Here is a 23,204-nt window from a genome sequence, read left to right as displayed (position 1 = left end):
GGAGTTTCGTACAAAACCCGCGTACACTTCGTACGTTTCGTACAAATTTCTCGCCCGATCCATCCGCCCGCCCAGGCCCGCGTCAGCCATCCGAACCGGCATGAAATGCGCGGTATACTCAGGAAACGGTCGCGATGATCTCCAGCATTTCGCGATGCAACTCCCGCGTCGCCGCCGCAATGACCCGCCCATCCGACTCAAGCGTCAAAGCCCTTCCCTGCCAGTCGGTTATGACACCTCCCGCCCCTTCGACCACCGGAACCAGGGCCATGTAATCATAGGGTTGCAGGTCCATTTCGAAAACGGCATCGACATGCCCCGAGGCCAACAACCCATAGGCATAACAATCCCCGCCAAAGCGCCGCATGCGCGCACGCCGCGACAACGCCTCGAAACACCGCGATCCGGTTTCGTCGAAAATATCCGGCGATGTGGTGTAAAAACGCGCATCGGCGAGTGACGCGCAACCGCTTGTTACACAACGAGAACTTCCGAAAGTTGTAGGCATGCCCACTTGCCCGGTCCAACATTCGCCCGTCGGAGGAATCGAGATGAGTCCCAGATCCGGTGTCCCCTCTTCGAGATGGGCGATAAGCGTTCCGAACGTGGGCATACCCGTCACAAAGCTTTTCGTCCCGTCAATCGGATCGACCACCCATATATGAGTACGATCCAGACCCTGCTGACCTTGCTCTTCGCCGTAAATTCCGTGATCGGGATATACCTGCGCGATTCGCTCCCGCATCGCCGCCTCGACAGCACGGTCGGCTATGGTCACCGGCGAAAGATCGTCCTTTTCCAGCACATCGAGTTCGGTGCGAAAATACTGCATCGAGATCGACCGGGCCAGATCCGCAAGCTCATGCGCGAACGCACAAAGCGCCTTGTCGTTTGAGGGGAGTGTCGTGTCTTGCATGGTTTTTCCTCAATTGGGGCAACCCCTTGCGCCTTTGTCACGCCCGGATGCAATTAGGCATAGACAAAACGCAAAAAAATGCAAGACTACACAAATACCCACGCAATCCGGTCCGGCCCCACGCCCGCCGGAAGGGTTGGAAACCATAAGAACGGCCCAAAGGCCGCTGCCTGCCCGCTCAATCCTGCGGGACCCGACAACAAGGAGAAGACAATGACCACACCTATTTCTGCTTCACGAATTACCGCGTCTCTTCTGGCGCTTGGCCTGGCGATGCCCGCTGCCGCCGGTGAGTTGACCATTTACACCGCACTGGAAGAGGAAGAACTGGCCGCCTACACCGAAGCCGCCCAAAAGGCCCTGCCGGATGTGGAACTGAACGTGCTGCGCCTGTCCACCGGCAAGCTCGGGGCGCGTATTCTGGCCGAGGCCGACAACCCACAGGCCGACCTGATCTGGGGCTGGGCCGTGACCGCGATGATGGACCCCCGCATTCTCGAAATGATGAGCTCCTATGAAGCGGCGGGCGTCGGTGTTCTGCCCGACCGGTTCCGCGACCCCGAAAACCGCTGGTTTGCGCCCATCGGCTATATGGGCGCCTTTTGCGTGAACAAACCCCGGCTCGAAGAAAAAGGCCTGCCCATGCCGACAAGCTGGGCCGATCTCGAGCAGGAAGGCTTCAAGGACGAAGTCCTGATGCCCGATCCGAATTCGTCCGGGACGGGGTATCTGCACGTCAACGCAGTGTTGCAATCCATGGGCGCAGAGGCCGGTTGGGCGCAGCTTGAGGCCGTCGATCCCAACATGGCGCAATATACCTCGTCTGGGTCGAAACCGTGCAAATCCGCCCGGATCGGCGAATATACGGTGGGTATCTCGCTGGCATTCACCGCGATGCAATCGATTCAGGAAGGCTATCCTCTGGCCATGGTCTTCCCCGAAGGCGGCGTCGGTTACGAGCTTGAGGCCAATGGCATCCTGTCCAGCACCGACAATGCCGGGGATGCGCAAAAGTTCCTCGACTGGACGATGTCGGACGAAGCCATCGCACTCTACGGTGAATACAAGGCACTGGTGACCGTGCCGGGCGTGGGCCAGTCCGAGGCCGCCGCCGCTGCTGGCCTGCCGGCGGACATCGGCACGGTTCTGGCCGATGTCGATTTCGACGCCTCGGCCAAAAGCCAGGTCGAGACCAAGAAAGAATGGCGCGAACGCTTCGGTCGCTAAGACCCGCAAGGCGCCTGGCGGCGGGGAAACCCGCCGTCATACCATCCTAACAGAATTCATTTCAGGTATCGGAAGATCCCAAATGTATCTTACCGTCGAGCATGCGACCAAAACTTTTGGCCCGTTCGTGGCCCTCGATGATGTATCCATCGCCATCGAGAAAGGCGAATTCGTCTGCCTTCTGGGGCCTTCCGGCTGTGGCAAGACCACGTTGTTGCGGATCATCGCGGGCCTGGCCGAAACCGACTCGGGTCTCGTCACCATCGAGGGGGAAACCCTGTCCAATCAACCCGCACGCAAACGCGGATTCGGCATTGTTTTTCAATCCTATTCGCTTTTCCCGAACATGACCGTGGCCGAGAATATCGGCTATGGTCTCAGGATCAGGGGCGCCGCAAACGATCAGATCGCCGCCAGGGTCCGTGAGCTTCTGGAACTGGTCAAACTGCCGCAACTGGCCGACAAGTTTCCCTCTCAACTTTCGGGCGGTCAGCAACAGCGCATCGCCCTGGCCCGCGCCATCGCCGTCGATCCGCGCGTTCTGTTGCTGGACGAGCCCCTTTCGGCGCTCGACGCGAAAGTGCGCGCCGATCTGCGCAGCGAAATCCGACAGCTTCAGCGAACTCTGGGCATTCCGACCCTGATGGTCACCCACGATCAGGAAGAGGCGCTTGCGCTGGCCGACAAGATCATCTGCATGAACCACGGCACCGTGGTGCAGGCAGGCACCCCCGAAGACCTGTATCACCGGCCCGAAACCCGTTTCGTGGCCGATTTCATGGGCACCAGCAATCTGATCGAAACCGGCGTGATCCGCCGGGTTCAGCCCGATCTGCTGCAAACACGGCCCGACGCACCGGATGCGGATTACATCGCCTGCATCCGTCCCGAACATATCGACCTGACGCCCGATGCCGATGGCACCGCAACCGTGCGCGAGATCAGCTTTCTGGGCAATCTCAAGCGCATCGAGTTGGATAGCCCGCTTGGCCCGCTTTTGGTGGAAACCCACGGCGCAGGCGGATTTCATCCCGGTGACAAGCTGACACTCGGGATCGCGCCGGAGCATTGCGTGTGGGTCCGGGACGACGTGACCGGGGCTGCGGCATGACCGACAAGACCCTGCCGCACGGCGCTGCGGGCGCACCCCCTGCCCGCTTCGATGGCGACAAAGCACTTGCACTGGTCTGTGTCGGCGTTCCCCTGATCGGGCTGGTGTTGTTCTTTCTCTATCCGATGGCCATCGTCTTCCTGCGCTCGATCACCACGATCGACGGGGAATACGGCCTGTCGAACTATGCCGAGGTTCTGGGATCGTCCGGTTTCTGGCGGGCGACACGCCACTCGATGATCATGGGCGGCGCAACGACACTACTCAGTGTCGTTCTGGGATTCATCATCGCGCACGGGCTTTATCGCTGCGCTTTTCGGGGCAAGCGGCTGATCCGGGCGGTGATCGTCCTGCCATTGCTGGCGCCATCTTTGGTGCAGGCGTTGGGGCTGATTTTCCTGCTGGGGCGCAATGGGGTGATCAACCAACTATTCGGCGTCGAGATGGAGATTTACGGGTTCTGGGGTCTGCTGATCGCCAATACCCTTTACGCCCTGCCGCAGGCCGTGATGATCATCGGTGCCGCACTGGTTCTGCTGGATGCGCGCACCTATGAGGCCGCCGAGGTCATGGGCGCATCACCCATGCGCCAGTTTCGCGACCTGACCCTGCCCGCCGCGCGTTTCGGCATCCTGAACGCGGCCTTCGTGGTGTTCATCATCACCATCACCGATTTCGGCAATGCCGCGGTGATCGGCGGGGATTACTCGGTTCTGGCCACCGAAATCTATTCTCAGGTGATCGGACAGCGGAACTTCAACATGGGCGCAGTCGTGGGCATCATGCTGCTGCTGCCCACTGTGGCGGCCTATTACATCGAACGCCGCGCGATGCGGCTTCAGGGACGGCACCCCGCCAACGCACAACGCTTCGTGCCTCGCTTCACCCCGGCACGCGATCTGCCCATGGCCGGGCTGAACCTGTTGATCTGCCTAGCGGTCCTGTCGGTGATCACCATCGTGTTCTACGCCAGTTTCGTGCGTCTCTGGCCCTACAACATGTCGCTGACGCTGAAACATTACGACATCACGCTGGCTGGTGGGTATTCATCCCTCTGGATCACGATCTGGATTTCGCTGGCCGCGGCGGCGGGGGGCACATTCCTGGTGTTCCTGCTGGCGGTCGGGTTGCGCCGCGCCCCGGCCATGCTGGCCCAGCCGTTGCAGGTTCTGGCAGCGATGCCTGCGGCGGTGCCGGGGATGGTGCTGGGTCTGGCCTATATCCTGACCTTCAATTCCACGGCGACGCCACTCTACCTGCTTTATGGAACAGCAGCCCTGATCGGGATCGTGAATTTCTATCACTACCATACACAGGCCTTCCTGACGGTGATGACCGGCTTTCGGCAATTGCCGTCGGCACTGGAAGAGGCGGCTGGCAGCCTTGGCGCGGGACTGGGACGCGTAGCCGTCAACATCATCGCGCCTTTCGTCGCGCCGATGCTGATCTCGGTGTTCTTCTTCCTGTTCATGCGCTCTATGGTCACGCTGTCCGCCGTGGTTTTCCTGACCACGCCGGATTTGTCGGTGGCCGCCGTCACCATCATGCGACTGGACGATGCCGGGTTGACCTCGCAGGCGGCGGCATTTTCATGCTGCGTCATGGCGGTGGTGGCAGCGGCCTTGCTTGGCATGAAGGCGATACTGGCCTATCTGGGCCGAAACGCGGGAACCGGATCGGACGGGTAGCATGTGGTCAAAAGAACGTCACCGCCGCATTCTGGCGATGCTGGAGACAAACCAGCAGATTTCGGCGGGCGATCTGGCGCAGGTTCTGGGCGTCTCGCGCGAAACGGTGCGCCGCGATCTGGTCGATCTGGAAAGCGACGGCACGATCGACCGGGTGCATGGCGGCGCGGTATTGCGCCAGACCGGCGGCGAGGCCCCGTTTGAAAAACGCCGCACGGCACAAACCCGAGCCAAACGCGACATCGCGCGCAAGGCAGCGGCGCTTCTTGTGCCGGGCTGTTCGATCTTCGTGGATGCCGGCACGACGACCTCGATTTTCGGGCAGGTTCTGGCCGGGCTTTCGGATATAACGGTGATCACAAACTCCTTCGATATTGCGAACACCATCCAGAGTGCACAGTCGAACATCGACCTTTTCCTCCTGGGCGGACAGATGATGAGCGACGTGCCCGCCACATTCGGCGAATTGACCCTCTCCGAAATCCGGCGCTTCAAGGTCGATACGGCGTTCATCGCACCTGTGGCGCTGGACTCCGCGCAGGGCGTGTTTTCCTACGACCTGCACGAGGCGGAAATCGCCCGCGCCATGCTGGAACAGGCGAACGAAACGGTTTTGTTGGTCGACCATACGAAAATGGGCCAAACAAGCCGGGTTCGCATTTGCGACATGGACGCGATAGACAGCGTCGTCACTGACAATTCAACCGGCGACGATATCCTCCACCCATTTCGCCAAATCGGTATCCGTCTCGTGACCTAACTGCATCCGCGAGCGAGCGCCCGACAAGAGCAACAGGCCCGCAAATCCGGGCTCTGCATCGGGGCATCCCGTCGCAGCATGCTATGGCATGCAAACTACTTGGTCCGGTCTGAACAACTCTCAGCGTGTTGATTTCGTTTCCTAAACGGCGTTTTGGGATGTCGTAGAACTGCAGGATTTGGTATGTTTTGGCTCAGAACCCTGCAATTTCGGATCGAGCGATGAAGCCCAAATCCCGCGCCCCGGAACAGGACGATCTCTTGCGTCCACGGCTGACCGACATGATCGATATGCGCCATGAGTTGGTGAAGCTGGCGGCGCTGATCGACTGGGAGTTCTTCGAGGCGGAGTGGGCCGGGTTCTTCCCGTCGCACACCGGGCGCCCGGCGACGTCACCGCGGCTAGTGGCGGGGCTGCTCTACCTGCAGCACACCTACCGGCTGTCGGACGAGGCCGTGGTCGCGCGCTGGGTGGAGAACCCGTATTACCAGCACTTTTGTGGCGAGACGTTCTTTCAGCACCGCTTCCCGCTCGATCCCTCGTCACTGACGCGCTGGCGCAAGCGGATCGGCGAGGAGGGCGTCGAGTGGCTTCTGACCAAGACGATCGAAGCAGGACGGGCGTCAGGGGTGATCTTGGAGCGGAGCGTCGAAGCGGTGATCGTGGACACCACGGTGATGGAGAAGGCGATCGCGCACCCGACGGATGCACGGCTCTACGAGAAGGCGCGCCGGCGCTTGGTGACGCTGGCACGGGCGGCGGACCTGCCGCTGCGCCAGAGCTACGCTCGGCTCGCGCCCCGGCTATCGGGCCAGATCGGACGCTATGCCCATGCCCGGCAGTTCAAGCGGATGCGCAAGGCTCTGCGGCGACTGAAGGGCTATACCGGCCGGGTCATGCGAGACATCCAGCGTCAGCTAGGCGACATCGCCGACGACAGCCTCCGGCAGCGGGTCGAGGCGGAGATTGCCCTCGTGGACCGGCTGCTGCGGCAAAAGCCGAAGGACAAGCGCAAGCTCTACGCCCTGCACGAACCGGCGGTCGACTGCATCTCGAAGGGCAAGGCGCGGGTGCGTTACGAGTTCGGGACCAAGGTGTCTGTGGCGACGACCCACAAGGAAGGCTTCGTCGTCGGCATGCGGTCGATGCCGGGCAATCCCTACGACGGTCACACGCTGCGTGAGGCGCTGGAGCAGGTGGAGATCCTGACCGACACCCGGCCGAAGCGGGCCTTCGTGGATCGCGGCTACCGCGGTCACGGCGTGACGGCCACGGCGGTTTACATCGCCGGGCAAAAGCGCGGGATGACACCGGCGCTCAGGCGCGACCTGCGCCGGCGCAGCGCGATCGAGCCGGCGATTGGACACATGAAGACCGACGGTCGCCTCGCCCGCTGCGTCCTCAAGGGCACGCTGGGCGACGCGCTCCATGCTGTCCTGTGCGGCTGCGGCCACAACATCCGGATGATCCTGGCCCACCTCAGGGCGCTTTGGGCCGAAATCGTCGCAGCGATCTACGCCATGTTCGGGACAAAACGCGCCCCAATCGCCGCTCAAACCGGCCTCAGGTCGCTCACAGCGTGATATTCAGCGCCGACTAGCTTAAGTCACACCCGAAACTGTCCAATGATTGGGGAGTAGCTAATCGATCACGTGCCTCAGCAGGTTTCGAAAGTGGAGAACCGTGCATGAATGATGACATTGTTGCGGGCCGACACGGCCTGATTTCAAGACGGGGTGCGATGATCCTGCTCGGCTCCGGCGTGGTCGGCGCTTGCACCGCGTCTCCCCGCATCCCCTACCGCCCGGATGACGGGGTTTCGACCCGGCTTCTGGGTGCCGACTACCGCGTCAGGACCGATGCACCTGCGGAAGATTATCCCGTCGCTTACGCACCGCGGTTCCGGGACGGACATCGGTCGCATTATCTGGCGCTGTCCGGCGGCGGTGCCGAAGGTGCCTTTGGGGCAGGCGTACTAGCGGGCTGGACCGCGGCGGGAACCCGTCCGACATTCTCGGTCATCAGTGGTGTCAGCACCGGCGCGCTGATCGCGCCTTTGGCCTTTCTCGGTCCCGATCAGGATGACACCCTGCGCAATCTCTATACCAGCGGTGTGGCCGAGGGAATCGGCGGACGCCCTTCGCTCCTGGAGGCGCTGACGCGCGGGGCACTTTTCGACCGGCAACCGTTGCGCCGCCTCGTTGCATTTTTTGTGACACCCGACCTGCTCGCTGCCATTGCCGCCGAGCACCGTCGCGGCAGGCGCCTGTTCGTACTGACCACGGATTTGGATTCGCAGGTCGGAATCATCTGGAATATGGGCGCGATCGCGGCCAGTGGCGATCCGCGCGCGGCGACGATGTTCGAGGATGTTCTGTTAGCCTCGGCCGCGATACCCGGTGCATTCCCGCCGATCCGGATTTCAGGTCAGACCGCCGCTGGCCGACCGTTCGAGGAAATGCACGGCGACGGGGCCTTGATCTCGCATATTTTCACCCTGCCCGAGGCGGCGATGGTTTCATTCCGGGGGAAACGTGCGGCAAAGACAGCCCTCACCGACATCCATATGTTGATGAACCTCCGTCTTGAGCCCGGATTCGATCTGGTGGAAGAAAATCCCGGCGCAATCGCGGCGCGCTCGGTCTCGACCCTTCTGAAATATCAGGCGCGGGGCCAGGTCAACGCGACCTATGATTTCGCCCGCGACGCAGATATCGGCTTCAACGTCACCTCGATCGAAACGCCGGTACCCGAGGATGTGGAGTCATTCGAGTTCGATACGACATATATGCGCCGCCTGTACGCCGAGGGTTTCTCACGGGCACGCGACGGGGCGGCCTGGTCACGGGTTCCGCCTACCCTGACGACCCGGACCATACTTGCAAGCGCGGGCTAGAACCTTGCCACCAATGGCGCGCCACGCGGGACGAAAGGCGGCGAAGAACCGGATTTACGCGCGCCGGAAAGCGCGCACGACAATAGTATACGACAGATCAGACCAGTCTGTACCGCGAAAGCGGTAACTCGCACACGGTTCTGCCGGTCGTCCGGTGTTGCGTTGCCCGTAAGACCGAGAAGCAAAGGGCAGAACTTGGGGGTCATGCGGCCTTACCCCTTTTCACTGCGTTATCGACGGTGCGAAGCTGTTGGTACGCAGGTGGCAAGGGCATGGTTGTTATGCTGGCTGTCCTTGATGGCTCAGGTCGCTGTGCCACCCTCGCTGCCGCCCCTGAATAACCACTGATTACGCGATGCCCTCGATGGCTTTGTAAGGCGATGCAGGCGCGACGGGGTATGCGCGGAGCAGGCACTGAAGAGGGTGGGAGATGGCGATATGTATTGGAATTGACGCGGCCAAGGTCGTGCATTGGGCGGTTGGTATCGACGACGCAGGCGGGGTTTGCATTGGTGCACACCCCGGGCATTGCCGTGAACCGGGCGGGACAAGGCTTTGCCGGAGGCGAACGCAAGTCCGTTCCCCGCGATGCCCGTAACATCGCGGAACTGGTGCGTACGCGTGAGCTGCGCCCGGTTCTGGCCAGCCGCCTGTTGACCAGATCGCCGAAGGCCGACACGCGCGTCGCGCTGCGCCACAAGGTGGGGCGCAGGCGCGATCTCCTGCAGGACCAGGTGCGCCGGATCTCCCGCATCCGGGGGCTACTGTGCGGCATTCACCCCGGCCTAGAACAGACATTCGACCTTTGCTGCAAGGTGCCGCTGGCGCTGTTCACCCGCTATGTCACGCCGACCGAGATCCGGCGCGCCGGACAGGCGAGGATTGTGGCGCATCTGAAGAAAATGCCGCACCTGCATGGCAGCGCGGCTCTGGCCCAGTGTGCCCTGGACTGCGCCAGGGAGCAAACCATCATCGTTCCCGGCGAAGCGGCCACAGCTGAGTTGATCCGCGAACTGGCAGCGGAAGCCCTTGAAGCCCGACAAAAGATCGCCCGTATCGAAAAAGACCTCGAGAGCATTCTCAGCGACCACCCTGACGGCGCCCTCATCAGTTCGTTGCTGGGAATGGGGGTGGTGCTGACGGCAGAGTTTCTGGCTGCGCTCGGCAACATCGGGCGCTTCTCCTCGGCGGACGCGCTTGCAGCGATGGCCGGACTGCCGCCAATCCAACGCCAATCAGGGAAATGTGCGGGATGGCGGCGAGCCTATGGTGGTGACAAGGCGCCCAAGCGGGTTTTCTACCAAAGCGCGTTCTGCGCCGTGACCCAAAAGGACCCGCTGTCCAAAGCCTTCTACGACCGCAAGCGTCAAGAGGGAAAACACCACACCCAAGCGCTCATCGCCCTCGCACGCCGCCGCGTCAATGTCCTGTGGACCATGCTGCAAAGGCGCGAGGCGTTCGGTCCAAACAGAAAAGCAGCTTGACTTACCCATTACGCAGCGGCTTTCTTGTAGGCGCTACTTAGCCTGAAATGCGGCCCGGACTACGACCATTCTGGGCGTTCTCAGGTTCCGTTCTAGAATGTCGCCTCGACGATGATCCGCATTATCAAGGCAACGATTTCGGGCTCGATTCCGCAATTCGCCCTGCTGCTGCTGTTTATGCTGCTGCCGCTGGAAATCCTGTGGGTGGGGATGACACCGCGGGTATCGATGCCAGAGATGGCAGCGGTGGGAAACCGCGCCGCATTGCCGAGCCCTTAGGAAACCTGTTAAGAAACATGGAACATTCGAAGATTGGAATGAGATGTCCGGTTTCGTCAGGTAACACGCAAAAAGTCGTCAATCCGTCAGACAGTGTTCGCGATCCGAGCATGGGCAAGTCCCAATGCGACGCCGAAAGGCAAGATGGGTTCGACCACTCAAACAGCGCTGATCGACGCACTTCCAAGATCAGGTGCAGAAAGTCAAATGGTGAAGTGATCGTTTGAAAATTTCACGACTTCCGGCCCGTAGCAGCAATCGAGCACAGCATGAAAAACACCAGATACCTTCTCTTCACAACGATTGTCGTGGCCGCGACCGTATTGGGCTTCCTGGTCTGGCAGGGCAACGGCGATGGCGCGGTTCCCGAGGGGTTCGCGCGCGGGAACGGGCGCGTCGAAGCGGTCGAGATCGATGTGGCCTCGAAGCTCCCCGGACGGATTGAAACGATTCTGGTTCGGGAGGGCGAGCTTGTCGAGGCGGGGCAACCGCTGGCCGCGCTTGATACGCGTCAGCTGAAAGCCAACCGCCACCAGGCGGAGGCGGAACTGCGCCGTGCCGAAATCGCCGTCGAGAATGCGCGGCTCATGATTCAGCAGCGTCAGGCCGAAGTGCGCGCGGCCGAGGCGGTTCTGGCGCAGCAGAAATCGGCCCTTGATGCCGCGCAGCGCCAGTTCGACCGTTCGAAGGCGCTGGCGGGAAACAGCATCGCGTCCGAGCGCCAACTCGATATCGACCGGTCGAACGCGCTTGGAGCCGAGGCCGCGGTCGCCTCGGCCGAGGCGCGGCTTGCGGCGGCGCGGATCGGCGTGTCCGCGGCTGAAGCGGCAGTGGTCGGAGCCGAAGCGGCGGTGGCGGCGGCAACGGCGACGATCGAAGCGATCGATGTCGAGATCGAGGACAGCACACTGAAAGCTCCCCGGCCAGGGCGGGTGCAGTACATCGTTGCACGGGCGGGCGAAGTCATAGGCGCAGGCGGACGCGTGATCAACATGATCGATCTCAACGACGTGTACATGACGTTTTTCCTGCAAACCGCCACGGCGGGGCGTGCCGGGCTGGGGACCGAGGCCCGCCTGATCCTGGACGCGGCACCGGGTATCGTCATTCCCGCCGAGGTCTCCTTCGTGTCGGACGTGGCACAATTCACTCCGAAAACGGTCGAGACCGAGGTCGAACGCGAGAAGCTGATGTTCCGGGTCCGCGCTCGGATCGCGCCGGAACTTCTGGAGAAATACCTTGATTACATCAAGACGGGTCTGCCCGGCGTCGCCTGGGTTCGGCTGGACCCCGCGCTGCCCTGGCCGGAGGCCGCTGACGGCAGGGTGCTGGAATGACGGCCTCCGGACCCGTGGTGCGGGCAGAGGGGCTCTTGCTTCAATATGGCAAGGTCCGGGCACTTGATGCAGTTTCGATCGACCTGCCGGCGGGCTGCATTGTCGGTCTGATCGGACCTGATGGCGTCGGCAAATCGAGTTTCCTGGCGCTGATCGCCGGGGCAAGGAAGATACAGACGGGGCGGCTTGACGTGCTGGGCGGCGACATGCGCCGCGCCGGGCACCGTGCCCGAATTTGCCCACGGATCGCCTATATGCCGCAGGGGCTTGGGCGCAATCTTTATCCCACGCTCTCGGTGCGAGAGAACGTGGATTTCTTCGGCCGGCTTTTCGGCGAGGGCCGAGACCAGCGCGACAAGCGGATCGCCGAACTGCTGGAGGCGACCGGTCTCGCGCCCTTTGCCGACCGCCCGGCGGCCAAGCTCTCGGGCGGCATGAAACAGAAGCTGGGCCTATGCTGCGCGCTGATCCACGACCCCGATCTGCTGATCCTGGACGAGCCGACAACGGGCGTCGATCCGCTGTCGCGGCGTGAATTCTGGGCTCTGATCGCGCGTCTCCGCGCGATGCGACCGGACATGAGCCTGATCGTCGCCAGTGCCTATCTGGAGGAAGCGGCCGAGTTCGATCACCTGGTCGCCATGGATAACGGCAGCGTGCTTGCCGCTGGCAGCCCCGAAGAGATACTGAACCGCACCGGTGCTGCCAACCTTGACGAGGCTTTCATAGCACTTCTTCCCGCGGAAATGCGCGCCCGGCACCACGAGCTGACCGTCCCGCCACGTGACCCCGCGGCTCGCGATGGCTACATCGTCGAAGCCGAAAACCTGACCGTCCGGTTCGGTGACTTCGAAGCGGTCAAGAACGTGAGCTTTCGCATCGGGAAAGGCGAGATATTCGGCTTTCTCGGGTCAAACGGATGCGGCAAGACGACGACGATGAAGGCGTTGACCGGGCTGGTGGAACCTGCCGAAGGAACCACGCGGATCGACGGCCGAACGGTCGATGCACGCGACATGGCCACGCGCAAGCGCATCGGTTACATGACGCAATCCTTCTCGCTGTATTCCGAACTGACGGTTCGTCAGAACCTCGATCTTCACGCGCGGCTTTTCGATATGGCACCCGACGAGATCGCGCCGCGGATCGCCGAACTTGCGCAACGGTTCGATCTTGAGGAGGTTCTCGACAGCTTGCCACTGCGACTGCCGCTGGGACTCCGTCAGAGGCTGTCGCTGGCCGTGGCGCTGATTCACCGCCCGGAGGTTCTGATCCTCGACGAGCCGACTTCGGGCGTCGATCCGGTGGCGCGCGACATCTTCTGGCAGGCGCTCGTGGACCTGTCCCGAAAGGACGGTGTGACGATCTTCATCTCTACCCACTACATGTCCGAGGCCACGCGCTGCGACAGGATTTCGCTGATGCACGAAGGCCGCGTGCTTGTCAGCGACACGCCCGAAGCCATCCGCGAAGGTGCCGGCGCGGCGACGCTGAACGATGCCTTCATCCATCACCTTGAACGGGCGCAAGGCGAGAGCGGCGCGCCTGTGGCCACGGATCGGGTGGAACTCGGTGCCGAGGGTTCATCCGCGCCACAGCGGCGACGCGGCCGGTTCAGCCTTGCCCGGCTGCTGAGTTTTTCCTGGCGCGAGTCGCTGGAACTGCGCCGCGATCCAATTCGCCTGACACTGGCAAGCGTCGGTAGCGTGATCCTGATGATCGTGCTGGGATACGGCATTTCGATGGATGTCGAGGATCTCAAGTTCGCGGTGCTCGACTTTGATCAGACCATCGCCAGCCAATCCTATGTCAACGATCTGGCCGGGTCGCGCTATTTCGACGAACAGCCGCCGCTTATCGACCATGCCGACATCGACCAACGGATGCGCGCGGGCGAAATCAGCCTGGCGCTGGAAATCCCGCCGGGTTTCGCGGCAGACGTCGAACGCGGACGCCCTGTTGAGATCGGGGCCTGGTTCGATGGCGCCATGCCGATGCGTGCGGACACGGTGCGCGGCTATGTCCAGGGAATGCACATTCACTGGTTGACCGATCAGCTGCGCCAAGTCTATGGCGATGAGGCGGTCGCCGGCAGCTACAGCCTGGAAATGCGCTATCGCTATAACCCCGATGTCGAAAGCCTGGCGGCAATGGTGCCCGCAGTGATCCCGCTCCTGCTGATGCTGATCCCGGCGATGCTCGCCGTCCTGTCCGTCGCGCGCGAGAAAGAGACAGGCTCTATCGTGAACCTCTATGTCACCCCGGCCCTGCGGCTGGAATTCCTGTTGGGCAAGCAGGTGCCCTACATCGTCCTGGGCTTTGTCAATTTCCTGCTGCTGCTGGCGCTGGCGGTCTTTGTCTTCGGGGTGCCGGTCAAGGGCAGCCTTCTGGCGCTTTCGGCCGGGGCGCTGGTCTATGTCATCCTGTCCACGGGGCTGGGCCTACTGATCTCGGCCTTTACCCGCAGCCAGGTCGCGGCGCTGTTCTTTACCGCGCTGGCCACCCTGATCCCGGCCACGCAGTATGGCGGCATCATCGACCCGGTCTCGTCGCTGGAAGGCATGGGGCGCGTGATCGGAGAGGTGTTCCCGACCAGCCATTTTGTCACGATCTCGCGCGGGGTCTTTGCCAAGGCGCTGGACTTCGGCGATCTGGCCGCATCCTTCCTGCCGATGCTTCTGCTGGTGCCGTTGCTTGTTACGCTCGGGGCTTTCTTCGTACGCAAGCAGGAGGCCTGAGCGATGCGACCCCGGCATGTCCTCTTCCTTGCGATCAAGGAACTTCGCGGCCTGTTGCGCGATCCGCTGCTTCTGGCGCTGGTGTTCTATGCCTTCACCCTTGACATCTACTCCCACGCCACCGCCATGCCCGAGTCGCTGAACCGCGCCACGATCAGCATCGTGGATGAGGATGCCTCGCCCCTGTCCCGGCGGATTGCGGATGCGTTCCTGCCGCCCTATTTCGTGACACCCGATCAGATCGACATGGCCGAGATGGATGCGCGCATGGATGCCGGCATCGATACGTTCTCGCTGGTCATCCCACCGGATTTCCAGAGCGACCTCGTGGCGGGCGCACGGCCCGAGTTGCAGCTCAACGTCGATGCGACACGGGTCAGTCAGGCCTTTACCGGCGCGGGCTATGTCCAGGCGATCGTCGATCAGGAAATCACCGGCTGGACCGGGCAGGAGGCCGTGGCGCCGGTTGATCTTGCATTGCGCGCCCGTTTCAATCCGGCACTGGACCCGGCCTGGTTCGGCGCTCTGACGGCGGTGATCAGCGCCGTGACCATGTTGTCGATCATCCTGTCGGGGGCCGCGCTGATCCGGGAGCGTGAGCATGGCACGGTCGAGCACCTGCTGGTCATGCCGGTCAGCGCGGTCGAGATCATGACCAGCAAGGTGCTCAGCATGGGCGGCGTGGTGCTGGTGGCGGCAGGGCTGTCGCTGACCTTCATGGTGCAGGGGGTTCTGGGAGTGCCGGTGGCAGGGTCGGTGACGCTGTTCCTGGTGGGCGCGGCTCTGCACCTGTTCGCCACCACGTCGCTGGGAATTCTCCTGGCAACGATCTCGGGTTCGATGCCGCAATTCGCCATGCTACTGCTTCTGGTGCTGCTGCCGCTGGAAATCCTGTCGGGTGGGATGACCCCGCGGGAATCAATGCCAGAGGTGGTGCAATACGTCATGCTGGCGGCGCCCAACACCCATTTCATCGCGCTTGCGCAGGCGGTGTTGTTTCGTGGCGCGGGGCTGGCGGTGGTCTGGCCGCAACTGCTGGCGCTGGTGGTGATCGGATTGGCGATGTTCGCCTTTGCCTTGCGACGATTCCGCAGCTTCCTGCGGTAACGCGGCGTAGCCGCTTCCTGGCCATACCTCTTCAGCCGTTGCCGAAAAGCTCTGAATCCTCAACGAGTTTTTGTGCGAGAAGAAGGCTACATTTTAGCGAGTCCCCCAACCCGGCCGCGACCGACCGGCTCATCCAGCGCGTCCAGATGCCTTGCTGGTGATGCCCGACGACGACCAGATCGGCCCCAATTTCGGTCGCAACTTGGGTAATTTTCGCGACGGGATCGCCAAACTCCATGCGGACCTTGGGTGCCAGCCCCATGGCGGAAAGTCTTTGATGGCCTTCGTCGAGGATCTCCTCGAAATCGGCTTGCTGGTGGGCCAGCGCGCCCGCATCTGCACCCTGCGCCAGCGCATTGGCTGCGCCCGTCTCGACCACCGCCAGAAGGATCACATCAGCACCTGTGATCTGCGCCAGCCGCGCTCCCTCGCGCAGTGCCAGTCGCCCTTCGCGCGAGCCGTCGTAACACAGCAGGATCTTGGCGTACATCGGCAGGTCTCCGGGGCAGGAATAGCACTTGCAAGATAAGTGATGTCATAATAATTAGGCTTGCAACTATTTGCAAGCTAATGAAAAGCTAAAACGATGCAGTCCGATTCCGACAAGACCGAGCCTCTGGAGGCTTTCGCACGTTCCATGGCGGCGGCAGCACGCATGTGGAGGCGGTATCTTGACCTCCGGTTTCGCGATCTCGACCTGTCCCAGGCAAGGTGGAGCGTGCTGTTCGAACTTTCGCGCAACGAAGAGGTGACGCAGGTCGAACTGGCGCGCACCCTGGGGATTGAAGCGGCAACGCTGGTCCGCCTGCTGGACGGGCTTGAAGGCGCAGGTTTGGTCGAACGCCGACCTTCGGCCAGGGACAGGCGGGCCAAGACGCTCCACCTGACCGAGGCTGCGAGCCCTTTGATCGTCAGAATGGAAGATATTTCGGCGGCCAGCCGGGCAAAAATTCTTGAAGGAATTTCCCGGCAAGATTTGCGTATCGCAACAAAAGTACTGAGCCGCATCGCGGACAGATTGGAGATTTTGAGCGATGGTTAAAATGGATGACATAAAGGCGGGCGCAGCCGTTGCGGACGAGGCTGCCCCGGACAAGCCGGCGCCCCCGCGAAGGCGCAGCCGCACAAGATGGACCAGACTGATCGTGATCGGCGCGCTGGTTGCCGTTGCCGTCTGGCTGGCCGCCCCGTGGCTAGCCGCGCGGTTCACCCAGGTGCATATCAACGATGCCCGGATCGCGGCCAAGGTCGTCACCGTATCCAGCGAGGTCGCCGGACGGGTGACGGCGATGCCGGTTCTGGTGGGGGACACTGTCGCAAAAGGCGATCTTGTCGCCGCAATCGACCGCACATCTGCGCAGCCGCAGCTCGATGCCGTCCTGTCGAGACTTGCCGCAACCGATGCGCAGCTGGCCGAGCTTCGGGCACGCAAGGTGCTGCTCGAAAAGCAGATCTCTGCCCGGCGGGACGCGGCCCTGGCCGGGATAGCTGCCGCAGATGCAAATCATGAGGCATCGCTCGCCGTATTGACGAACGCCCGGACCCGTCACGAGAGGGCGATCAAGCTTGCCGAGCAGAACATCACGTCGCAACAAGCCCTCGACGAGTCCCAGGCGGCACTGGACACCGCCGCCCAGCAGGAGCGTGCTGCTTTCGCGGAAATCGAAAGCGCGCGCGCCAGCCTGGCGATCGTCGAGGCCGACGGCGAGCAGATGAATGTGCTGGAGTCCCAGACTGCGTCCGTTCTTGCCGGACGTGCCGGCATCGAGGCCGACCGCAGCCTGAAGGAAATCGACCTCGCGCACCGCACGATCACGGCCCAGTTCGACGGCATCGTTGATGGGACCTTTGTCGATGTCGGCGAATATGTGACACCGGGCACGCGCATCGCGATGTATCACGCGCCGGATGACGTCTGGATCGACGCAAATGTCAAGGAGACCGACTTCGGCAAAATTCACGTCGGGTCGCGCGCCAGCATCACCGTCGACGCCTTTCCGGGCCGGACCTTCGAGGGCGAGGTGATCGGGATGGGCGGGGTGGCCACTAGCCAGCTTGCGCTTCTGCCCAGCCCCAACCCCTCGGGCAATTTCACGAAAGTGACGCAGCGCCTGCCGATCCGTGTGTCGATCGACGCCACCGACACCGAATTCAGGCCCGGGATGATGGTCGAGGTTTATGTCGATGTCACAGGTTGACCGGTATTTCGAGCGTTACGGCCCCGCCTACAAGTGGATGGCGACGGGCTCGATCATGGTCGCGACCATCTCGGTTGTGTTGTCCACGACGATCGTGAACGTCGCCATCCCGGCGGTCATGGGGGCTTTCGGCATCAGCGCGGTGCAGGCCCAATGGATCTCGACCGGCTTTCTTGCGGCCATGACCGCCACGATGCTGCTGGCCGACTGGGCCAACCGTGCCTTCGGGATGCGGCTGACGATGAACACCGCGATGGGCGTGTTCCTAGCGGGATCGGTTATTGGGGGTCTCGCGCCGAACGAGACCGTTCTGACGCTGGCCCGCGTGGTGCAGGGGGCGGCGGCGGGCATCGTGCAGCCGCTTGCCATGATCATGCTGTTCAAGGTCTTTCCGCCCGAGAAGCGTGGCGCGGCCATGGGGATCTATGGCGTTGGCGTCGTGCTGGCTCCGGCTCTGGGTCCCTGGATTGGTGGCGTGCTCATGGATGCCTTCGACTGGCGCTTCGTCTTCTACCTGGGCCTGCCCTTCGCTGGCGTCGCCATCGTTATGTCGAACCTGTTCCTGCCCAGCAGGGAAGAAAGCGGGCCGATTCCGGCGTTCGACTTTGTCGGGGTGGCGATCCTGTCGGTCTTGCTTGCCGTACTGCTCAGCACGCTGTCGAACGCGCAGCGGCTTGGATGGGAGTCCAACATCATCCTGTCGGGTTTCACGATCTCCGCGGTTTCGGCCTTCGCTTTCGTGGCTTGGGAGTTGCATACAGACAAACCCATGCTCGACATGCGGCTCTACGCGAATTTCGCCTTCTCCTCGGCCTCGGTCGTTGCCTTCATCATGGGGGCGGGGTTGTTCGGGTCTACCTATCTGCTTCCGGTCTTCGTGCAGCAGATCCAGGGGATGACGCCGACGCAGGCTGGCCTTCTTCTGATGCCCTCGGGCTTTGCGATGCTGCTGGTCTTTCCCATCGCGGGACGATTGTCCGACAAGGTGCCTGCTCCGATTATGATCGCCCTCGGCATGGCGGTCTTTGCCGGATCCTCCTGGCTAATGGCGGCCGCAAATGTCCATACGGCCTTCTGGACACTCGCCTGGTGGACGGTCCTTTCGCGCGTGGGGCTGGGTCTCGTGTTTCCCGCTATTTCGTCGGGCGCGCTGAAGGTTCTGCCACCGCACCTTCTCGGCCAGGGCTCGGGCGCATCCAACTTCATCCGGCAACTTGGCGGCGCCTTCGGGGTGAACCTTCTGACCGTGTTTATCGAGCGGCGCACGATCTTGCACGCGGATGCCTTCGCCGCGACCCAGACCAGCGACAATGCCGCGACGATGGACCTCCTGGGCGAGGTTGCAGGCCTTCTGCACGCCTCTGGACTGCCGGACTCTCAGCTATTGCCCGCCGCCGCATCGTTCCTGGGTCAGACCGTGATGATCCAGTCCTCGAATGCGGCCTTTCAGGACGGCTTCCTGATCGTCTGCGGTATATTCCTGCTCGCGCTGGTCCCGACCTGGGTCATGTGGCGGGCGCCTTCCTCTGGTCCCTAGACACGCCTTGGCCGCCTGACGAGCCGACCGGGCCTGTGGCCGCTTTCCCGGCACCTTGCCGATGAGGGTTGCCCCGGGATAGCCAGCCGTGCCGTCTCGTCACCAAACGCACCGGCGCGATACTGGCGCCATCATATCGTCAGCACGGAGCGCAACAGGGCATGCCGCCGCGCCGTTGCTGCCACCGGCCCTGTCACTGGCGCTACCCCGAAAAGGGCTCCTCCACGACCCGTCCTTCAGCTTTTGGCAGACCACATTCGGAACCGTCCCTGCCCTGTCATTTCGCGGATCAGCCCCTGCGCCTCCAGGCACTTGCTTTCGATGTTTCGCAGGGTGTCCGAAGGGGATGCCACGCCGCCCACCCGCTCCGACGAGATGCGGATGGTCAGCGAAGTCCATGCAGAGATCGTGTCTGACGCGATCGTAAGAACCAGAACCATTGAAACTCAGTACCAGGCCGGCCCCTTGGTCTGGGAGCTCATCGATCTGCTGCACATCCAGATCGAATGCGTGGCAAATGGCATATTGGTGCGCGGCGCGATGACGATTGGCCCCATGCATCTCGGCATCGACTTTAGTGGCCCGGTGTTTGGGCCTGCCCTCGTTCAGGCCTATTTCATGGAAGAGGGCGAGGTCATCTTCCCGCGCATTGCGATCCATGAAGATGTCATCGAACGCCACCGGCAGGACCAAACGCTCTGGCGGGAAGGACATTCCTATGAGGATGACGAGCGTCACCTGAACAACCTCCTGCGCCAGGACGAGTCAGGCCTCCACTACATCGACTATCTTCGCGCCAGTCTCAGCGAGCTCGACGGCGAATACGCCGGCTGGATCGAGTTTCTGGGTAGGCACAAAACGTTGGTGGAGAGCGGTCTCGCCGACAGTCCCAACGCGACGGTGCGGCGCAAATACAGCTGGCTCAAGAACTACCACAACGCAGTCATCGACGAGAACATGGCAAACTTGGAACCGGGCGCGATGACCGAGGATGGGGACCCTTGGGAAGCTCTGTTCAGAGGGCTCAGGATCGAAGCCTGAGTTCTCTCAACAAGTCACGATTGGGAGCGTCACGAAATGTCCACGACATGCCTCACCGTTTGGCCAATGCAGGGATCGCCAGCCCGCCACCATTCCTATGACCCGCCATCCAGACCTGCGTCCTCCAACTGCTCCCGCTCTGGTAAATCCGCGAGAGTCTCCAGATCAAACGCGACAAGGAACTGCTCGGTCGTCACAAAGGTATAGGGCGCCCCGCGGCGCGGCGAACGAGGCCCGGTCCCGATCAAGTCGCGCGCATGCAGGCGACCGATCAGGTCACGGCTGATCTCCTTGCCGAAGATGTCCTTGAGCCCGTCGCGGGTTATCGGCTGGTGATAGGCGATGGCCGCCAGAACCGCGACGTCGAATTCGCTCAGATCGAGCAGCTGGTCCCCGACATCTGCCGCAGCGCGGATCGCGGGCGCGTAGGCCGCCCGGGTCCGGAATATCCAGCCGCCGGCGACTTGAGCGATCTCGAAGGCCCGCCCCTCCAGATCGGCGGCAAGGGCCTCGACCAGCAGATCGACCGAGGCCCCCTGCCCTACCACGCGCGCCAGGTCGTCCCGCGGCACCGGCGAGGCAGAGGCAAAGAGTACCGCCTCGATCCGGCGCATCCATTCCCGCCAGCGCAACTCCGGCGGCAGGTCGGGCAGCTCGCGATCCAGTTCGGAGTCAGAGCGATCCTTCGCCATCCCTACACCCCGTAGAGCCGGAAGGTGTCGCGCCCGGTCAGCTCGCGCACCGCACCGAGGTCGACCAGCCGGTCGCAGAGCCGCCGCGCGGCGCGATCCGGCAAAGGCAGGGCCGAAGGCGCCACGGCATCGCGGGTCAGGAACATCTTGACCGCGTCGCCCGCTCCCTTGGCCCGCAGTTTCGGTGCGACCGCCCTCAAATGCGCCGCCCGGCGCGCGAGGTCCGCAGCCTGCCTGGCGGCCTGGATCACCGAAGAGACGAGTGCCCGATGATAGGCCAAGCGAAGGTCATCGCCTTGCTTGCGCAGGTCGGCGCGCCTCAGGCCTGCGGCCAGCAGCGGCGCGATGTGATCCCAACCTAGGGCTTGGGCGAGGGCCGCCTCCGCAAGGATCAGCGCCGCAACCTCAGCGCGCGGTGCCTCGCGAAGTACCGCGTCCAGCACCATCGCGGCCCGGGTTACCGGCGTCCCTTTCCCCGCATTGAGCCACGTCGCGATCTGGCTCGGCTCTAAGGCCGGCAAGGCTCGGCCCAGAGCCTTGATCGACACCGGCCGCTCCACCGCACGCCGCCAGGCGAGGGAGGTTTCACCGGCCGGTCCGGGAAGATCGCCGGGCCGCAGAAGGTGAACGGCGTCGCGCAATTCCCCTGCCCGCTCCGGCCGCCCGGAAAACGCGACACAGGCCTCCGCCGCGCGCAGCGCCAAGCGATCCCGTAACAAGGCTTGGGGCACCTCGTCGCGTCCCAACACAAGATGCAGGTGGTTCAACGCCGCGCCCGACAAAAACGCAACATCTTCAAGGGTTTCAGCACGCATGGCGGTGACCCAGGCGGGCATCCGGGGTACTGTGTCCAAGTCGTTGATCTGATCCGGTCGGGCAACTGTCATGCCCAAAGCCTACACTTGCGCGGCGGTTTACGCCAGAGAATAGCGCTTGAAGCGCCCCACCCTGCACGATCTTCTTATGTCCAATAAGTTTGCCTTATCGGACATATTAGAAGTATGCTCCGGAGCATGGAAGAAACACCCGAAAACCAGCCCCAAGAGCCAGAGAAATCGAGCTCAGCGTCCTTTGATACGTGGTATGAAACTCAGTGCGACGAGAGAGAGCGTGCGGGCAACGATCCGATCGCCCTACCCTCCCATGTGGCCGGTTCCGGCACGCTCGATCGGCTGGTTGAGAATGCACGTGACTACGCCAAAGCCTCGACGGCCGAGAACACCAACAGGGCCTATGCCGCCGACTGGAAGCACTTCGCGCGATGGTGCAGGCTCAAGGGAACCGATCCCCTGCCGCCGTCACCGGAAATGATCGGGCTTTACCTGACCCACTTGGCTGCGCCAACGAACGGCACCCCTGCCCTATCGGTTAATACGATTGACCGTCGGCTTTCCGGTCTCGCCTGGAACTACGCGCAGCGCGGACAGCCGATTGACCGAAAAAATCCACATATAGGCTCTGTTCTGGCTGGGATCCGGCGCAAACACGCCCGCCCGCCGGTGCAGAAGGAAGCGATCCTGCCGGAGGACATTCTGGCCATGGTCGCTTGCCTGCCCTACGACCTGCGGGGCCTCCGCGACCGCGCGATCCTGCTTACGGGGTATGCCGGCGGGTTACGGCGGACCGAGATCGTCAGCCTCGATGTCGGCAAGGACGACACCCCTGACAGCGGCGGCTGGATCGAGATCCTTGACGAGGGTGCCGTGCTGACGCTGAACGCCAAGACCGGCTGGCGCGAGGTCGAGATTGGGCGTGGCTCCACTGAGCGGACCTGCCCAGTCCATGCGCTTGAACAGTGGCTGCACTTTGCCAAGATCGACTTCGGGCCGGTCTTCGTGCGGACGTCGCGTGACGGCAAGAAGGCGCTCGACGCCCGGCTGTCGGACAAACATGTCGCCCGCCTGATCAAAACCACCGTCCTGAAATCCGGCATCCGGTCGGATCTGCCGGAAAACGACCGCCTGGCGCTCTTCTCCGGCCACTCCTTACGCGCCGGTCTCGCCAGTTCTGCCGAGGTGGACGAACGCTACGTCCAGAAGCAGCTCGGGCATGCTTCGGCCGAGATGACCCGCCGGTACCAGCGCCGCCGCGACCGGTTCCGGGTGAATCTGACCAAGGCCGCGGGGATGTAAGTGTTTGCGACCAACCGGTCGTTTAGTAACGGCATATGAAATTGCAATCGGCCCCGTTTTC

Annotated in this window: 20 protein-coding genes; 16 read left to right on the top strand and 4 right to left on the bottom strand. The window is 62.6% G+C overall.

The genetic code is table 11. The features are described 5' to 3' along the window. Nucleotides 1-118: 118 nt before the first annotated feature. The gene (gene hisN / locus KPG71_RS12985; RefSeq protein WP_216338427.1) at nucleotides 119-916 is read right to left on the bottom strand and encodes a histidinol-phosphatase; all 798 of its coding nucleotides are present in this window, start codon (nucleotides 914-916) and stop codon (nucleotides 119-121) included. A gap of 213 nt (nucleotides 917-1,129) precedes the next feature. Here hisN and KPG71_RS12980 point away from each other — a divergent pair, with 213 nt between their 5' ends. From KPG71_RS12980 to KPG71_RS12930, 11 genes are all read left to right on the top strand, one after another. Further along, nucleotides 1,130-2,143 (top strand): ABC transporter substrate-binding protein, encoded by a 1,014-nt coding sequence (locus tag KPG71_RS12980; RefSeq protein ID WP_216338426.1) that lies wholly within the window; start codon nucleotides 1,130-1,132, stop codon nucleotides 2,141-2,143. Nucleotides 2,144-2,270: 127 nt separating this feature from the next. Continuing rightward, complete coding sequence (locus KPG71_RS12975; protein ID WP_367397351.1) at nucleotides 2,271-3,254, top strand: ABC transporter ATP-binding protein; 984 nt, start codon at nucleotides 2,271-2,273, stop codon at nucleotides 3,252-3,254. Next, on the top strand, nucleotides 3,251-4,942 hold the full coding sequence (locus KPG71_RS12970; RefSeq protein ID WP_216338424.1) for an ABC transporter permease subunit: 1,692 nt from the start codon (nucleotides 3,251-3,253) through the stop codon (nucleotides 4,940-4,942). Before KPG71_RS12975 ends, KPG71_RS12970 begins: the two co-directional genes overlap by 4 nt. 1 nt (nucleotide 4,943) lies before the next feature. Continuing rightward, on the top strand, nucleotides 4,944-5,702 hold the full coding sequence (locus KPG71_RS12965; protein WP_216338423.1) for a DeoR/GlpR family DNA-binding transcription regulator: 759 nt from the start codon (nucleotides 4,944-4,946) through the stop codon (nucleotides 5,700-5,702). Nucleotides 5,703-5,923: 221 nt separating this feature from the next. Further along, nucleotides 5,924-7,285 carry an IS5 family transposase gene (locus KPG71_RS12960; protein WP_216338370.1) on the top strand — a complete coding sequence of 454 codons (1,362 nt, stop codon included), beginning with the start codon at nucleotides 5,924-5,926 and terminating at the stop codon, nucleotides 7,283-7,285. Nucleotides 7,286-7,389: 104 nt separating this feature from the next. After that, entirely contained in the window at nucleotides 7,390-8,598 is a 1,209-nt protein-coding gene (locus tag KPG71_RS12955; protein ID WP_078523396.1) for a patatin-like phospholipase family protein, read from the top strand. Between the two features lie 479 nt (nucleotides 8,599-9,077). Next, nucleotides 9,078-10,082 (top strand): IS110 family transposase, encoded by a 1,005-nt coding sequence (locus KPG71_RS12950; protein ID WP_216338422.1) that lies wholly within the window; start codon nucleotides 9,078-9,080, stop codon nucleotides 10,080-10,082. 111 nt (nucleotides 10,083-10,193) lie between these two features. Continuing rightward, nucleotides 10,194-10,361 (top strand): hypothetical protein, encoded by a 168-nt coding sequence (locus tag KPG71_RS12945; protein WP_216338421.1) that lies wholly within the window; start codon nucleotides 10,194-10,196, stop codon nucleotides 10,359-10,361. Between the two features lie 269 nt (nucleotides 10,362-10,630). After that, on the top strand, nucleotides 10,631-11,698 hold the full coding sequence (locus KPG71_RS12940) for an HlyD family secretion protein (RefSeq protein ID WP_078523397.1): 1,068 nt from the start codon (nucleotides 10,631-10,633) through the stop codon (nucleotides 11,696-11,698). Then, nucleotides 11,695-14,436: a ribosome-associated ATPase/putative transporter RbbA gene (gene rbbA, locus KPG71_RS12935; RefSeq protein ID WP_017467316.1), complete on the top strand. Its 2,742-nt coding sequence runs from the start codon at nucleotides 11,695-11,697 to the stop codon at nucleotides 14,434-14,436. Before KPG71_RS12940 ends, rbbA begins: the two co-directional genes overlap by 4 nt. 3 nt (nucleotides 14,437-14,439) lie before the next feature. After that, a complete protein-coding gene (locus KPG71_RS12930) occupies nucleotides 14,440-15,543 on the top strand; it encodes an ABC transporter permease (RefSeq protein WP_216338420.1) in 1,104 nt (367 codons plus the stop codon). Between the two features lie 31 nt (nucleotides 15,544-15,574). Here the strand turns inward: KPG71_RS12930 and KPG71_RS12925 are convergent, their stop codons facing one another. Further along, complete coding sequence (locus KPG71_RS12925; RefSeq protein WP_078523400.1) at nucleotides 15,575-16,033, bottom strand: universal stress protein; 459 nt, start codon at nucleotides 16,031-16,033, stop codon at nucleotides 15,575-15,577. 96 nt (nucleotides 16,034-16,129) lie between these two features. On the opposite strand from KPG71_RS12925, the gene KPG71_RS12920 reads away from it, so the two are divergent. From KPG71_RS12920 to KPG71_RS12905, 4 genes are all read left to right on the top strand, one after another. Further along, nucleotides 16,130-16,585 (top strand): MarR family transcriptional regulator, encoded by a 456-nt coding sequence (locus KPG71_RS12920; protein ID WP_216338419.1) that lies wholly within the window; start codon nucleotides 16,130-16,132, stop codon nucleotides 16,583-16,585. Between the two features lie 103 nt (nucleotides 16,586-16,688). Next, nucleotides 16,689-17,741: an HlyD family secretion protein gene (locus KPG71_RS12915; protein WP_273072553.1), complete on the top strand. Its 1,053-nt coding sequence runs from the start codon at nucleotides 16,689-16,691 to the stop codon at nucleotides 17,739-17,741. Next, nucleotides 17,728-19,278 carry a DHA2 family efflux MFS transporter permease subunit gene (locus KPG71_RS12910; protein ID WP_253196255.1) on the top strand — a complete coding sequence of 517 codons (1,551 nt, stop codon included), beginning with the start codon at nucleotides 17,728-17,730 and terminating at the stop codon, nucleotides 19,276-19,278. Before KPG71_RS12915 ends, KPG71_RS12910 begins: the two co-directional genes overlap by 14 nt. A gap of 312 nt (nucleotides 19,279-19,590) precedes the next feature. Then, entirely contained in the window at nucleotides 19,591-20,319 is a 729-nt protein-coding gene (locus KPG71_RS12905) for a hypothetical protein (RefSeq protein ID WP_216338417.1), read from the top strand. Nucleotides 20,320-20,414: 95 nt separating this feature from the next. Here KPG71_RS12905 and KPG71_RS12900 read toward each other — a convergent pair whose 3' ends face one another. Both KPG71_RS12900 and KPG71_RS12895 read right to left on the bottom strand, forming a co-directional pair. Beyond that, nucleotides 20,415-21,011, bottom strand: coding sequence for an SMC-Scp complex subunit ScpB (locus tag KPG71_RS12900; protein ID WP_216338416.1), 597 nt, complete (start codon nucleotides 21,009-21,011; stop codon nucleotides 20,415-20,417). 2 nt (nucleotides 21,012-21,013) lie between these two features. After that, nucleotides 21,014-21,898 carry a DUF1403 family protein gene (locus KPG71_RS12895; RefSeq protein WP_216338415.1) on the bottom strand — a complete coding sequence of 295 codons (885 nt, stop codon included), beginning with the start codon at nucleotides 21,896-21,898 and terminating at the stop codon, nucleotides 21,014-21,016. Between the two features lie 126 nt (nucleotides 21,899-22,024). On the opposite strand from KPG71_RS12895, the gene KPG71_RS12890 reads away from it, so the two are divergent. Next, nucleotides 22,025-23,143 carry a tyrosine-type recombinase/integrase gene (locus KPG71_RS12890; protein ID WP_216338414.1) on the top strand — a complete coding sequence of 373 codons (1,119 nt, stop codon included), beginning with the start codon at nucleotides 22,025-22,027 and terminating at the stop codon, nucleotides 23,141-23,143. The last annotated feature ends 61 nt before the right edge of the window (nucleotides 23,144-23,204 follow it).

This window comes from Roseovarius sp. PS-C2 (genome assembly GCF_018862045.1).
GTDB lineage: Bacteria > Pseudomonadota > Alphaproteobacteria > Rhodobacterales > Rhodobacteraceae > Roseovarius.
Note: the sequence above shows the minus strand (reverse complement) of the source record. Positions and strands in the feature narration are given on the sequence as shown.